Origin of the sequence: Bacillus sp. JJ1773 (genome assembly GCF_036962035.1) — a bacterium.
Taxonomy (GTDB): domain Bacteria; phylum Bacillota; class Bacilli; order Bacillales; family Cytobacillaceae; genus Cytobacillus.
On record NZ_JBALNX010000042.1, the window covers coordinates 1 to 14,428 of the forward strand.

Annotated in this window: 11 protein-coding genes and 1 pseudogene; 3 read left to right on the plus strand and 9 right to left on the minus strand. The window is 38.9% G+C overall.

The window, feature by feature from the left end; translation table 11 throughout:
• Nucleotides 1-296: 296 nt before the first annotated feature.
• The gene (locus V7127_RS11340; RefSeq protein ID WP_335486037.1) at nucleotides 297-749 is read left to right on the plus strand and encodes a CBS domain-containing protein; all 453 of its coding nucleotides are present in this window, start codon (nucleotides 297-299) and stop codon (nucleotides 747-749) included.
• 99 nt (nucleotides 750-848) lie between these two features.
• Here V7127_RS11340 and V7127_RS11345 read toward each other — a convergent pair whose 3' ends face one another.
• Nucleotides 849-2,303 (minus strand): DHA2 family efflux MFS transporter permease subunit, encoded by a 1,455-nt coding sequence (locus V7127_RS11345; RefSeq protein ID WP_335486041.1) that lies wholly within the window; start codon nucleotides 2,301-2,303, stop codon nucleotides 849-851.
• 243 nt (nucleotides 2,304-2,546) lie between these two features.
• On the opposite strand from V7127_RS11345, the gene V7127_RS11350 reads away from it, so the two are divergent.
• The gene (locus V7127_RS11350; protein ID WP_335486044.1) at nucleotides 2,547-3,050 is read left to right on the plus strand and encodes a CarD family transcriptional regulator; all 504 of its coding nucleotides are present in this window, start codon (nucleotides 2,547-2,549) and stop codon (nucleotides 3,048-3,050) included.
• 91 nt (nucleotides 3,051-3,141) lie between these two features.
• Here the strand turns inward: V7127_RS11350 and V7127_RS11355 are convergent, their stop codons facing one another.
• The 5 genes from V7127_RS11355 to V7127_RS11375 all read right to left on the minus strand — a co-directional run bounded on the left by V7127_RS11355 (nucleotide 3,142) and on the right by V7127_RS11375 (nucleotide 9,273).
• The gene (locus tag V7127_RS11355; RefSeq protein ID WP_335486047.1) at nucleotides 3,142-3,594 is read right to left on the minus strand and encodes a MarR family winged helix-turn-helix transcriptional regulator; all 453 of its coding nucleotides are present in this window, start codon (nucleotides 3,592-3,594) and stop codon (nucleotides 3,142-3,144) included.
• A gap of 133 nt (nucleotides 3,595-3,727) precedes the next feature.
• A complete protein-coding gene (locus tag V7127_RS11360; protein ID WP_335486050.1) occupies nucleotides 3,728-4,696 on the minus strand; it encodes an agmatinase family protein in 969 nt (322 codons plus the stop codon).
• Between the two features lie 5 nt (nucleotides 4,697-4,701).
• Entirely contained in the window at nucleotides 4,702-5,958 is a 1,257-nt protein-coding gene (gene hutI / locus V7127_RS11365) for an imidazolonepropionase (RefSeq protein ID WP_335486053.1), read from the minus strand.
• 2 nt (nucleotides 5,959-5,960) lie between these two features.
• Complete coding sequence (hutU, locus tag V7127_RS11370; protein ID WP_335486057.1) at nucleotides 5,961-7,634, minus strand: urocanate hydratase; 1,674 nt, start codon at nucleotides 7,632-7,634, stop codon at nucleotides 5,961-5,963.
• 157 nt (nucleotides 7,635-7,791) lie between these two features.
• Nucleotides 7,792-9,273 (minus strand): response regulator transcription factor, encoded by a 1,482-nt coding sequence (locus tag V7127_RS11375; RefSeq protein ID WP_335486060.1) that lies wholly within the window; start codon nucleotides 9,271-9,273, stop codon nucleotides 7,792-7,794.
• Nucleotides 9,274-10,548: 1,275 nt separating this feature from the next.
• Here V7127_RS11375 and V7127_RS11380 point away from each other — a divergent pair.
• On the plus strand, nucleotides 10,549-10,887 hold the full coding sequence (locus tag V7127_RS11380; protein WP_335486063.1) for a YmaF family protein: 339 nt from the start codon (nucleotides 10,549-10,551) through the stop codon (nucleotides 10,885-10,887).
• Between the two features lie 99 nt (nucleotides 10,888-10,986).
• Here the strand turns inward: V7127_RS11380 and V7127_RS25885 are convergent, their stop codons facing one another.
• The 3 genes and pseudogenes from V7127_RS25885 to V7127_RS11390 all read right to left on the minus strand — a co-directional run bounded on the left by V7127_RS25885 (nucleotide 10,987) and on the right by V7127_RS11390 (nucleotide 14,212).
• Nucleotides 10,987-11,934, minus strand: coding sequence for a methyl-accepting chemotaxis protein (locus tag V7127_RS25885; protein ID WP_438823998.1), 948 nt, complete (start codon nucleotides 11,932-11,934; stop codon nucleotides 10,987-10,989).
• A pseudogene (locus V7127_RS25890) lies at nucleotides 11,929-12,717 on the minus strand (MCP four helix bundle domain-containing protein); the annotation flags it as partial. The pseudogene V7127_RS25890 and the gene V7127_RS25885, both read right to left, overlap by 6 nt.
• A gap of 229 nt (nucleotides 12,718-12,946) precedes the next feature.
• Complete coding sequence (locus V7127_RS11390) at nucleotides 12,947-14,212, minus strand: murein hydrolase activator EnvC family protein (RefSeq protein WP_335486069.1); 1,266 nt, start codon at nucleotides 14,210-14,212, stop codon at nucleotides 12,947-12,949.
• Between the last annotated feature and the right edge of the window lie 216 nt (nucleotides 14,213-14,428).

The following is a 14,428-nucleotide window of genomic DNA, read 5'->3' on the forward strand; positions in this document are numbered from 1 at the left end:
TTTTAGACGGGAGCGGGCATCTAAACGGGCTATTGATGACCGCTCGCAGCTCAAAACCCTTGGGGCAGGAACCATAGCCTATGTTTGGTGACTGTGATGGGCTATTTTGGACGGGGGCGTGCACCTAAACGGGCTGATGATAACCGCTCACCACTCAAAACCCTGGAGCGGGAACCAGTGGCTGTAGGTGATTTTTTTTAATATATAGAATAGACAAATTCCATCATTACAAGGATAGGGAACATTATGTTAAGATAAAAATGTATGCGGTTACAACACAAAGAGAGGGATTTATTATGAAAGTAAGAGACTTCATGATTACAAAAGTTTTTACTGTGAAACCTTCGAATACTGTCAAGGAATTGTTAAGTATACTCAATTCCAATCGAATTGGCGGTGTACCAGTTGTTGATGATAAAGGTCATTTGGTCGGTATGGTATCAGATGGAGACATATTACGCTACCTGTCTCCAAAGCCCATAGGTATTGCTGGCCTTGTTTATATAATAGAAGATGGGAAAATTGAGGATGTAATAAAAGAAAAGCTGGATACACAAGTAAAAGAAATTATGACCAAAAGAAATCTCCTCTTCGTATCACCTGATGATGATTTTGAAATAACAATTCGATTATTATCCAGGCATCATTATAAAAAACTTCCTGTAGTCAATGGGGCTGGCCGCGTCATTGGTGTTCTGAGTAGAGGAGACATAATAAATAATATTTCGAAAAAGATTATTTCAACTTAACCCCAAAAAAATGAAACCATTCGCAACACTTTTACGAATGGTTTCTTGAAATTATTTTAGCATTTGAAAAATGCTGTTCTATCCTTAAAAGAAATTCTACTACCCGCGTACTGCTTCTGTCGATTTCACAGCAGCAGGAGATTTCTCCTTTACTGCACTTGATTTTTTTACAAATAAAGAGCATATTAACCCAACTACAGAAATCCCAGTAATAAAGGAGAAGGTATATTTTATTCCAGCAGCTAATACCTCTGGTTGGGAAGCATTAGGAACATCAATCACATATCCACTTTGACCAGCAGTAAATAAAGTAATCGCGATAGCTGTACCTGCTGCCCCGGCTACTTGGTTCAATGTATTCATAGCCGCTGATCCATCTGCATATAATTCACGCGGCAATTGATTAAGTGCATTTGTTTGTGATGGCATCATTACCATCGTTATCCCAAAGAAGAAGATCATAAATGCTACGATTATCTGCCAAGCAGGTGTTGTTGATGAGATTACGGACGCAAACATGAGATTTGCAATCAAGATAACAATAGAACCAATAATGACAAAAACACGTGGGCCAAATTTATCAAATAGAGTCCCAACAACCGGTGACATAACCACATTGACGGCATTACCAGGAAGTAATAATAAACCAGCCACCATCGCACTATATAATAAAGCACCCTTTAGATACATAGGCAATAGAATTCCAGTTGCTAAAATCATTAAAATACCAAGAAACATCATCGCTGTTCCCAATGTAAACATAGGATACTTAAACACACGTAAATTAACCATAGGCTGAGGCATTTTCATTTGGCGAACACCAAATAATAGAAGTGCGATAATCCCTACAAGTAAAGGTCCCAATACTTTAGGAGATGCAAAGCTCGCTTCTGCCAGCGTTGCCAGCGCATAAATTAATCCGCCAAAACCGATTGTTGATAAAGCAACTGATGAAACATCGATTTTAGGTTTTGTAATTTCCGAAACATTTACAATCTTAGCTACAGCAAAAAGTGTCAATAATACATATAAAATAGCACTAATCCAGAAAATATAATGCCAGCCCAATGTACTAATAATAACCCCTGAAAGTGTTGGTCCTAAGGCTGGGCCTAATGTAATGACAAGCCCCATAAGCCCCATTACAACTCCACGTTTATGAACAGGGAAAATAATTAAAAGAACACTCGTCATGACCGGTATCAGAATACCTGTTCCGATTGCTTGAACTAAACGGCCAGCTAATAATACAACAAAACTTGGGGATAATGCTGCTAAAACCGCTCCCAACAGCGAAATAATAAGTCCCCCAATAACTAATTGTCTAGTCGTAAACCATTTCATTAACAGTGCTGAAATCGGCACTAAAATGGCTAGGACTAATAAATAGCCTGTTGTCAGCCATTGTGCAGTAGCCGCTGTGATGGAGAATTGTTCCATAATATTTGATAATGCCATATTTAATGCTGTTTCGCCAAATAACCCAATAAAAGCACCTAGCATTAGGATTAATGCCATTGTCTTAGGATTTTTCACTTGAATTTGTGTATTCATAAAAATCTCTTTATCTCCTTTTAAATTAAATAAACCCAACACCCTTAATTCCTTTTTGTTGGAAAATCGTTGTCGCGATGTCGATTATCAGCGATTTTGTATCCATTTTCGTGGTAACCTCCTGCATACCAGCCGAATGTTCATAAATATATCAAAAATTTTTTCTTTATGTCAACCAAATTGACAATATTTTTTTGTTAAGTTATTATTAACTTAGTTGACAATATATCTGAGGAGGAACAAATGTTTAATATTGGAGATTTAATCATCTATTCCGCACATGGCATTTGTAAAATTGATGATATTTGTGAAAAAACAGTTGCAGGTATTACAAGACCGTATTATGTATTACACCCCATGGAAAATGATCATCAATTAACGATAAGTACTCCTGTTGATAATGATAAAGTAGTCATGCTTGAATTAATTCGTAAAGAGGAAGCCAATGAAATACTTGAATCTTTTAAAGATCCAGGGGTAAAGTGGATTGAACATGCAAACATGCGTTACAATGACTATTGTGAAATAGTAAATGCTGGTGATCGAAAAGAAATTGCTAAAGTGGTTAACACGTTGATGAGGAAAAAAATAGAATATGAGCTGAACGAAAAAAAACTTTATGAACAAGACCGTAAACTTTTGAACTCTACACAAAATATTTTGTTTAAAGAATTAGCTATTTCATTGAATCTTACTTTTGATGCGGTAAATGAAATGGTCATAAACTTGATTAAGGGAATTGAATAGATAAATTTTTCTCATAATGCTTTGATCTAAAAAAACCCCTGCTTCGTTAACAAAATTAACAAAGCGAGGGGTTTTAGTTTCTTTTTAGCTATTAAATGTCCCATTCTAATTTTAATAAATTTTTAAGCATATTTACTTGTTCAGTGCCTATTTTTTCAGCAATTTTATTCTCAAGCTGGGCTTTTAAGGCTTCGTTTTTTTCGTAGCACTCTTCACCTAAGGCTGTTAGCTGGATACACTTTTCTTTCTTGTTGTTTTCTACATTATGGACTTCTACTAATCCTTTGGCAGAAAGATTTTTAATAAACTTATGGATCGCCTGGCGAGAAATATTTACATTTTTTGTAACATAAGAAATAGTAGGTCTCTTTTTATAAATCCTGGCCATAATATACCATTCAGAATTTGAGATATAAATCTCACTTTTATCGTTCCAGGCTTTCTCTGAAATTCTTCGGACCAAGCTATGACGTTCACTTATTAAATCGATAAGATCTAAATTTTGTAATTCAGAGTTTGAAATCAAATGATTCACTCCCATCATAATCCTCGCCACTTACTATACAAAACTGGATATTGGATGTCAATTTGGTACTTCCAATAGAATACTAGGCCGCATAAAAAAGAGAAATAGGAGATGATCCCATTTCTCGTAAAATCAATTTATGCAATTAATCCTACTTGACCTTTTTTACTTGCCCCGTCACAAACTGCATCCACGCATAAACCCCTGTCTTAACCGTTTCTGCCACAGCGGAATCCTTACTTGGGTCTAAACAAACAAAATCAATATGTCTTACAGCTGGATTCTGTCCGATTTCCAATAAAGCTTCAAATAATTCAATAGCTGTCATTCCACCTGGAGTTGATGCAGGTACACCTGGTGCTAGGGATATATCTAGCACATCCATATCAACAGTTACGTAAATGCGGTCAACTTGATCTGATAGTTTTGTTAAGGCATCCTGAATGGTTTTGATCATTCCATTTTTACGTGCCTGCTTTAAAGTCACCATTTGAATCTGATGCTCTTTTGCGTAATCAACAAGCGGCTTTCCATTAAAATAACCGTGCAGTCCGATATTAAAAACATGTTCCCCTTTTACGATGCCACCATCAATTAATTGACGGATAGGGGTTCCATTGGCTGGTCCTAGTTCGGCAGGATCTCTTACATCAAGATGGGTATCTAGCTGCAAAATCCCAATCGTTTCATTTGGAAAAGCATCCTTAATCCCGCGAACAGAGCAGGCAGTTATGGAATGGTCACCGCCAATCATGCACGTTACCGTTTCCGGATAAGCCTCCACTATTGATGCTGTAGAGGATTGGATACGCTGCTGGGATAACAAAATATCTGTTGTATGCATGGCAACATCGCCCGCATCTGCCACACGATAGGCAGATAAGTCTACATCCTCATCTAAATTATAGGTGGAAAAGCCTTTCCACATCCGCCGAAATTCAGTCGGATACAATGAGGCGCCAGATACGCTTATAGAGGACCGTGAAATCGGTGCCCCATATAAAATCAGATCAGGCTGTTCCTTCATTTCATGAAGAAGACGAACCCAATGATGAACATAAGTGGGCTCTCCTCCTTTATTCCAAGACCATTCCGGCTTTTGAAGCCAATTTTCTTTCATATTTCTTACACCACCTGAACGCCTTTTTTCCACACTGATTTCACATGGTTGACGCCGAATAAATATTGCAATTCTTGATAGCTTTTAACATTCCAGAGAACGATGTCTGCTTGTTTGCCAACTTCCAAAGACCCAATCTTTTCCTGACGATTGATCGCACAAGCTGCATTATAGGTTGCTGCTGTTAAGCTTTCAGCAGGTGTGAGTCTCATAGAGATGCAAGCTAGATTCATAACGAGCGGCATAGAAGTAGTTGGTGAAGATCCAGGATTGCAGTCAGTAGAAATGGCAACTGCAACACCTTCATCAATCATTTTTCTTCCTGCCGCTGCCTGCTCACGCAAGTAAAGGGCAGTCGCCGGCAGTAAGCAAGCAATCGTTCCAGATTTGGCCATTGCTTGAATGCCCTCATCTGATGCCTTCAATAAATGCTCAGCTGAAATGGCACCAACCTTGGCCGCTAACTCCGCTCCGCCATACGCTTCAATTTCATCCGCATGTATTTTAGGAATTAGGCCTAATCGTTTCCCTGCTTCTAAAATACGCTCTGATTGTTCCGGAGTATAAACACCCTTTTCACAGAAAACATCATTAAACTCTGCTAGCTTTTCCTCTGCTACTACAGGCAGCATTTCTTCAATTAAATGATCAACAAATTCATCTTCTCTTCCTTTAAAATCAGACGGAACCGCATGCGCCCCCATAAAGGTCGGAACAAGATCAATAGGATGAGATTCCTGCAGCTTTTTCATCACCCTTAATTGCTTCAATTCCGTTTCAAGATTCATCCCATAGCCGCTTTTTCCTTCCACAGTTGTCACACCATGCTTTAAGAAAGAATTAAGTCTGTGTGTTGTTTGTTCAATCAATTCTTCTTCAGATGCTTCACGGGTCATGCGGGTCGTTGCATGAATCCCGCCGCCCGCATTCATAATGTCCATATAGGTTGCGCCCTCAAGACGCATTTCAAATTCACGTTCACGGCTGCCGCCATAAACAACATGTGTATGTGGATCAACAAGCCCTGGGGTAACTAAGTGCCCAGCAGCATCTACAATTTCAGCATCTTGTACTCTTGCGGCGTAAAGCTTTTCAAGTTCCTTCGTAGTCCCAACAGCCTGAACAACACCATCTTCAATCCATAGGCTTCCGTCCTCTATTAATCCTAGCTCAGACATCGCTTCCCTAGAACGCGGCCCCTTTACTTCCGAAGCAAGTGTAGCTAGCTGCGTAATATGTTTAATCCAAATCGGTTTTACCATTCTTATTCATTCCCTTTTTTTAGCATCGGAATATTGACACCTTTTTCACGCGCTGTTTTCTCTGCCAGCTCGTAACCTGCATCGACATGTCGGACAACTCCCATACCTGGATCAGTTGTTAGCACACGCTCAAGACGGGCTTCCGCTTCCTTCGTTCCGTCTGCAACAATAACCATACCCGCATGCAGTGAATAGCCCATGCCAACACCGCCGCCATGGTGGACAGAAACCCATGTTGCGCCGCCAACTGCATTAATCATCGCATTCAAAATTGGCCAGTCAGCTACAACATCTGATCCATCCTTCATTCCTTCTGTTTCACGGTTCGGTGAAGCTACTGAACCAGAATCAAGATGGTCACGTCCTATCACAATCGGCGCCTTTAATTCACCTCTTGCTACCATATCGTTGATGATTTTTCCAAATCGTGCACGCTCTCCGTAGCCTAACCAGCAAATACGGGATGGAAGGCCTTGGAATTGAATTTTTTCGCGAGCCATCCGGATCCAGTTGCAAAGATGGGTATTATAGCTAAATTCACGCAGAATTACCTCGTCTGTTTTATAAATATCCTCAGGGTCGCCAGAAAGAGCTACCCAGCGGAAAGGTCCTTTTCCTTCGCAGAATTGTGGACGAATATAGGCTGGAACGAAGCCAGGGAACGCAAATGCATTTTCTACTCCTTCATCCTTCGCAACCTGACGAATATTGTTGCCGTAATCAAATGTAATCGCGCCTTTTTCCATCATATCAAGCATCGCCTGAACATGCTTTGCCATTGACGCCTTAGAGAGTTTCACATATTCTACTGGGTCTGCTTGGCGTAATTCAGCTGCAGCCTCCAAAGACATTCCTGAAGGAACATAGCCGTTCAGTGGATCGTGAGCAGATGTCTGATCTGTTAAAACATCTGGAATAAATCCTTTTGCAATCATTTCTGGTAAAATATCAGATGCATTTCCGATTAAGCCAATGGATAGAGCCTTTCCAGCTAACTTAGCTTCCTGTGCCAACTGAATTGCTTTATCGAGAGAATCTGTTTTTACGTCTGTATAACGAGTTTCGATTCGACGGTCAATTCTCGTTTCATCAACGTCAATCCCAATACAAACGCCGCCATTCATCGTAACCGCAAGAGGCTGAGCGCCACCCATTCCTCCAAGTCCAGCTGTTACGGTAATCGTATTTTTCAGCGAATTATTAAAATGCTGCTTTGCAAGCTCAGCAAACGTTTCATAGGTTCCCTGAACAATCCCTTGTGAACCAATATAAATCCAGCTGCCTGCTGTCATTTGCCCATACATCATTAGACCTTTTTTATCGAGTTCATGGAAAGTATCCCAATTCGCGTAGGCAGGGACAATGTTAGAGTTTGCAAGAAGAACCCTCGGTGCATCTGTATGTGATTTAAAAATAGCAACTGGCTTTCCTGATTGAATAAGTAAGGTCTCATCATTTTCGAGTTCTTTTAAGGATTTTACAATGGCATCAAAGCATTCCCAGTTTCGCGCGGCTTTGCCTATTCCTCCATATACAACGAGATCCTCCGGGCGCTCAGCAACATCAGCATCCAAGTTATTCATAAGCATACGAAGTGCCGCTTCTTGCTGCCAGCCCTTTGTATTCAATTCTGTTCCTCGGTAACGTACAACCTTTTCACTTGCAACTGTTTTCATTATCTTTACCTCCCTTTGTTTATATTTTTATTGTATAGGGAAATTTCAGATAATTATTTATAAAATAATGATAATCTTATACTTTATTGCATTGATTTTTATATTATTACTGTTTTTTATAAAATGTTTCATTAGCTTGATGATTTTCAATAACATATTAGAAATTACTATAACCGCTGCGGTATGCTGACGGTGTACAGGATTCATACTGCTTGAATTTAGAATTAAAGTACGTTTGATGGGAATAGCCCGTTAATCTTGCTACTTCCTCTAAGGGCAAATTCGTTTCTTGAAGCAGGCGTTTTGCTTCCCGAATTCTTACTTGATGAAGGAGGTCCCTAAAGGATATTCCTGATTCCATTGAAAAACGCCGGCTAAGTGTGCTTTTATTGATTCGAAGAGCCTCAGCGCAAGCCGCTAGATTCCATCCTGCATCCCAATAATTTGCTTCTATTAATTCTCTTGCTTTTTCAACTAGAGAACGCGGACCTTCCTGAAGAAGCTGGGCTTCAACCTGATTAAGCAAACGGCTAGTAAAAGTGAGAAGCTCTTGAACAATTTGATAAATGACTGGTTTGTGAATAATTTGCTGAAAGATTTCATGGTAAGCAGCTTCTAATGTTGCACTTTGAAGATTATATGACTTCATATGCCTGCGAATTTGGGCAAGCACACTTGTTAGACGAATACGAACCATTTCAGGATCGGGGTATGGCTTTTCATATGTCAGAAATTCATGTTCTACCCAGTCCTTAATTGCCCGTATATTTTGCTTTTCCAGCATCTCAATCCATTGCCGCTGTTCAAGAGGAGTGAGGAAGGGGTCTAATTCTCTAGAAAGCATTTGATCATTTTCCGCTAAAATAATATCGTATCCTTCAAAGAAAATCCTCTTCGTCAGCTGCCGTGTTTGCTGGTATTTAGCCTTTAGAGAAAATTCGGTCGACTCGATATTAATCACAATAGCTAAAGGCTCGTCCATCCTTTCCTTCCACTTCGTTAAAAAAGATTGATAAACCTCCTGTAAAATTTCAATCTTATCCGTTTCCTGAACACAAAGGATAAAATCGGATAGGGCAAATAATGTATAGTTACCTGGAAAAGAGTATCGCTGCAGGGCATCATACACAAGGCGAAGAGTATCCGGATTAGGTGTTAAGAACGCTACCATTGTGATTGGAAAGCTATACTTTCTATCTGATAAAAAAAGGTCCGGGTAATCGATCATATCAGCATTAGGTTTACTAGCTGTTTGATTCAAATAGAAGGGTTGTTCATTACGCGTTTGGTAACGAAGCTGTTGAATATGTTTAACTAGGTCATCTGCTGAAAAAGGGCGAAACAAAACATCCTCCGCCCGAAATCGGAGAGCCCGATACGCCGTTTGAAAAATCCGTTCCGAAGAAATCCCCAGCCAGCGAATTTTTAGCTGCTGGAGCCTGCTGCATAGCCGCTCAATTTCGGGGCCCCATCGATCCATATCCACTATGACAAGCTGTGGCAGTTGTTTATGTACAGACTGAATTAGCTCCTCAATAGTATCCCACTGACTCAGCCTCACTCCAGCTAAATGTGATTCAATAATCCAGCGGATTCCCTGAGCTTCTAATGAATCCTTACCGAGTATGTGTATATCCATAGCAAACACCCCTTAAAACATGGTATGAATGATGTCCCGTTTGTTTAATTATATTATTCTCCTAAATATAATGGTTTCCCTTTATTATGAGTAGTCCAATGTGGAAAGATATTATTCGAAATACAGGGGGCATCATGGCATTTTCGGGAAAAAGTTTTAATCAAACGTTTAATTAAATCCGAATAAAATCTAATTAATCAAACGTTTAATTAAACCCTCAACCCCTTGGGGCTGTTGCATTAAACGGCTAATCAAACGTTTGATTAAATTATGAAAAAAGCCATTTAAACAAACATTTGATTGAAATTCTGGTGGAAATTATTTGTTATTGTAAGAAATTATTTAGAGGTGGGTCTAAATAATGAGTGGGTCTGTTTTTGTGAAGAAACATTGTAAATAAGAGATCAAACTACCCTTGATTTCGTATGAATATTAAAATACTAAATGGAAATAGGAAGTAAAAAGCGGATAGAATTGTTCAGGGTGAGCAAATTGGCGGACTATGGTCACGCTATTTTGCAAAATAGTCTTTATTTCATAGTTTATCGGACTTAGGCTCCTCTATTACGGTTAAAATGGATAAATTTTGTATAATTTCATCGATTAACGGCACTGGGGTCCGCTTGCATTTGGAAGTAGCGGGATTTTTAATAATTAGCGGAATAAATGTCCGAAAAAATTTAAAGCGGACTGTGGTTCCGTTATTGTTCACTCATCATTTTAAAGTACTCAGTTCATAATCCTCTGAGGGTGTGCTATTTTCACAGCTAATCAAAGTGGTAATTTATTTATAAGCAGTGCTTTATTTAAGTGTAAAACAAATCGTCATCGTCTTTAGCAGAACTTGTCCTTAATGCTCGAAATAACCTTGCACTCTGTTACATACTAAAAAATATTATTCCATATTTGATTAAACACGTGAATTTTGACCAAGAATTTATTAATCAAACGTTTAATTAATATCCAGATTTCAGCCTTTAAACAAACGTTTAATTAATTTTTAATTGCTTGGGGCTGTAAGCACGGATCATTAATCAAACGTTTGATTGAATTTGAAAAATAACGTATTAATCAATCGCTTGATTAACATCTTTAATCATGTTTAACTATTATGCAAAAATAACTTTTAATTATTTCCCTCACTTCTCCTCCATCCATAATTTAATCCTTCCATTAATTCCAAATTAAGATCTGTTTACAACTTCTCAAGAATTATTATCCAATTTATGTGCATATACATTTAGAGGGAAAAATATTATTTTTGGGGTGAGTGCGTTGAATAGAGTAGGAAAAGATGATTTTAAGCTAGGCTTTGTGCCTCATCATAATCATGGTTCTGTAGATTATACTTCTGTTAGTGACGGACATGTCCATCAGTGTTTAGATATTACTTCTCCACCTATCCAAACCCAGGACGGGAATCATATTCATTATACAGAGGGATATGTCCTTTTTGAGGATGGTCATAATCACCATTACAAAGCTTATTCAGGCCCTGCAATCCCTGTCGGCAATGGCATGCATGTTCATTATTATGACTTCTATACAACTGAAAGCGATGGCCATCGTCATCGGGTAAAAGGTGTTGACCATCCCGCACCCGGCAGCAAATAACCGATATGGCAAAACCCGAATCTTTGGCAATGTCTAACCTGCCTAGATTCGGGCTTTTTAACGTTTTATATTCCTTTTCTTTATTTCACTTTTACAGATCTACACTTTAAAGGTTCCAATTAACAGCTTCAATTCCTCTGCCACTTTCGATAAAGCAAGGGAAGACGCAGCTATTTCTTCCATGGATGCGAGCTGTTCTTCGGTTGCAGATGAAACCTCCTCTGTTCCGGTTACAGCTGTGGCCGCGACTTCATTCACGATATTAATCGCATTAAGAATATGCTCTGAACTTGCAGCCATTTGCTGGACAGCCGATGAGACATCAAGTATATCACTAGCTACCTCTTTAACAGCACTTTGAATTTGCTGGAATGATTCTCCTGCTGTATTTACGATTCCAATTCCCTCATTTACCTCAGTAAAAGCTTGTTCCATTGATAAAATAGCTGATTGTGTTTCACTTTGGATGGAGGTAATTAATGTTGAAATTTTTTGAGCTGACCCAGCTGATTGTTCTGCGAGCTTTCGAACTTCATCAGCTACAACAGCAAATCCTCGTCCGCTTTCCCCTGCCCTAGCAGCTTCAATTGCCGCATTCAAGGCAAGAAGGTTTGTTTGAGCTGATATATCTGTAATCACCTCGATAATAGATCCGATTTCCTTTGACCGCTCTCCTAACCCCTTAATTGTATCTCCTAATAACGATACGGTTTGATTGATTGAATTCATTTGGAGAATAGCATTTGAAATGGTTTCATTTCCTTCAGATGCTTTTTCAGAGGTAATTAATGCCGCATCGGACACATTTTGCGCATTACCAGCTATTTGACGAACACCATCAGACATTTCATTAATAGTTTTCTTTGTTTCTCCAACACTATGAACCTGCTGGTCTGTACCTGATGCTAATTCTTGAATAGTCCTTGCAATATGCTCTGTTGCTTTGTTTGTCATTTCTGTACTTGCTGTTAACTCTTCGGCGGAAGCGGCAACATGTTCAGATGTCAGGGTAACTTGTTTGATCAGCCCTTGAATTCCGTTTATCATGCTGTTAAATGATTCAGTTAATCGTCCAACTTCATCTTTGGAATCAATTTTACCTTGTATAGTAAAATCGCCCTTTTTAGCCTTTGACATAAGATTCTGAATTTCCTTCACGGGCTTCGTTATAAGATTAATAATGACCCATCCAATGCCTGTAAAGAGGATAGCCGCAAGCAAAGAAACAAATAGCATGATCATCGTTGCCTGGTTCTTCATTTCTTCATTGACCTGATTTAGATGTTCAGATGCTTTAATATTGCTGTCGCTAATTACATCTGAATATCCGCTAACAGAAACCCTAACACTATTAAGCTGTGTAGAATACGCCAAATAGGCCTGCTCCCGCTTACCTGCTAAAGCCAAATCAACAATTCCATTAAGCTCTCTTTCGTAAGCTTTCAGATGCTCTTGAAGATGTGTGAAGTTTTGCTTTTCATCCCCATCCAATTCAGTCGCTTCATATTCCTTCATAAGCTGATTGTTTTGCTCAAATCTCTCATTAATTTTTGTTTCTAAATCAACCTGCTTTGCTCTATCATCCGTTATTATTAATTCTAGTACATAAGAATCAAGCGCACGATTGTTATTCCGTATAAGATTAATATTTTTTATTGGGATTAACCGTTCCGTATACATTTCCTTCGTATTATTAGACATTTGACTCATGTATACATAACCAATGGCGCTAATCGTCATAAGAAATATGATGGAAGTTATAATTAAAATAAATAGCTTGTTTTTTATTTTAAAATTTTTAATAATCTTCATAAGCCTCCCCCTCCCCATTTCAAAATTAGTATAGTTGACCCAATTATACGAATAATTCGACAAAAAAAGGTGAATTCCCTTCTTTTTTCCCACTATTTTAAACCTAAATAAACGCAATCCCACCTACTGAAGATTAATTTCTAAATATAATGGCTTATTAATTTGGGCCTACAAACATTATTTCTTTCAAAAAAAGATTGAGAGTACACAAGAACTTCTTGCATTCTCTCAATCTTAAGATTATCTATCAATAAGAAACATATTTAAGTGGATTTACTGCGTTCGTTCTGCTCCCGTTCCATGGGCCATGATGGATTTCGAAATGAAGATGTGGTCCGGTAGAATGACCCGTACTACCCATATAGCCTAACATTTGTCCCTTTTCAACACGGGCGCCGTTTGAAACACTAAGACTTTCCATGTGTCCATATACAGTCGTCATTACTTGTCCATCGATAACGTGTGTGATCATCACGACATTTCCATAGCTTCGATCGTAATTCGCACGAATGACTGAACCTGCTGCTGCTGCAACGATTGGTATCGATCCCCCACGGCCGCCTTTCCCAATATCAATCCCCGAATGGAACGCTCCCCAGCGTTGGCCAAAGTGAGATGTAAGTCTGCCTGTTGTTGGATTCATGAAAGCCCCGTTTGAAATAGTTGGGATAGGCCCAACGGATGACCCGCTTGCCGCTGCCCTTTTCCGCTGTTCTTCAAGCTCACGCTGTCTCTTATTCCAAGCTTCTATTTCTTTTTTAATGGCCTTTTCTTGTGCTGCAAGAAGCCCAGCTTGATCTTCAAGCTCATGAAGCTCCTCATGCATTTTTTCTTCCTGTTCATTTAAATGAGCAAGAAGCTTATTCTTCTCAGCTACTTGACCTTCTAACTTTTTCTTCATTTCCTCAAGCTGTGCCTTATTCTGGCTTAATTCTTCAAGCTGCTGCTTCATTTCAGCTTCTTTCAGATCAAGGGCTGCCTTGTCGTCTTGATGAGTTTTCAGCAAATCCCTGTCCGCCTGCATAAAGGTCGTTACAGCACTTACACGATTAATAAAATCGCCAAAGCTTTGTGCACCGAGGAGAACATCTACATAGTTGATGACCCCGCCATTTTCCTGAATAGAGCGAACACGTTCCTTGAGAAGCTCGTCCCGTTTCTTAATCTGCTCCTTTAGGATGGCGATTTCCTCTTGGAGCCTCTTAATTTCTAGTTGTGCCTCTTCAATTTGCGCTTCTTTTTCTCGAATTTGATTATTTGTATCCGCAACGGCAAAATCTAATTTTTTAATTTCGGCTGTCGTAGCTGCCTGTTCAGCATTGATTTCATTCACTTTATCTTGAGTTTCATTAATTTCAGATTGAATGGTTGAGCGTTTGTTTTGTATATCCTTCTTTTTATTTTCCAGCTGCTTATTCACTTGGACTGCGTATGCTGTATTAGAAACCGGAGGAAATAAGCTGCCAAGCCCAACGATGATTCCAATTCCTAGAATGAGAAATTTCCGTTTCATTTTGTTCCGTTTCTCCCTTCTATGTACCTAATTCGTTTTTTCTTGCATGTCAGTATGTATATTATTTCTGTTAATCTTTTTATCTTCCAATCTGCAATGATACAAAGTTATGTATGAAAACTAATAATGTTGAAAATTGTAACTGATTGTAGAATTTCATAAAAGAGATTGGTGGAAGAATTTCGCAATATTGGTCATTTTTTGTCCCATAATCGC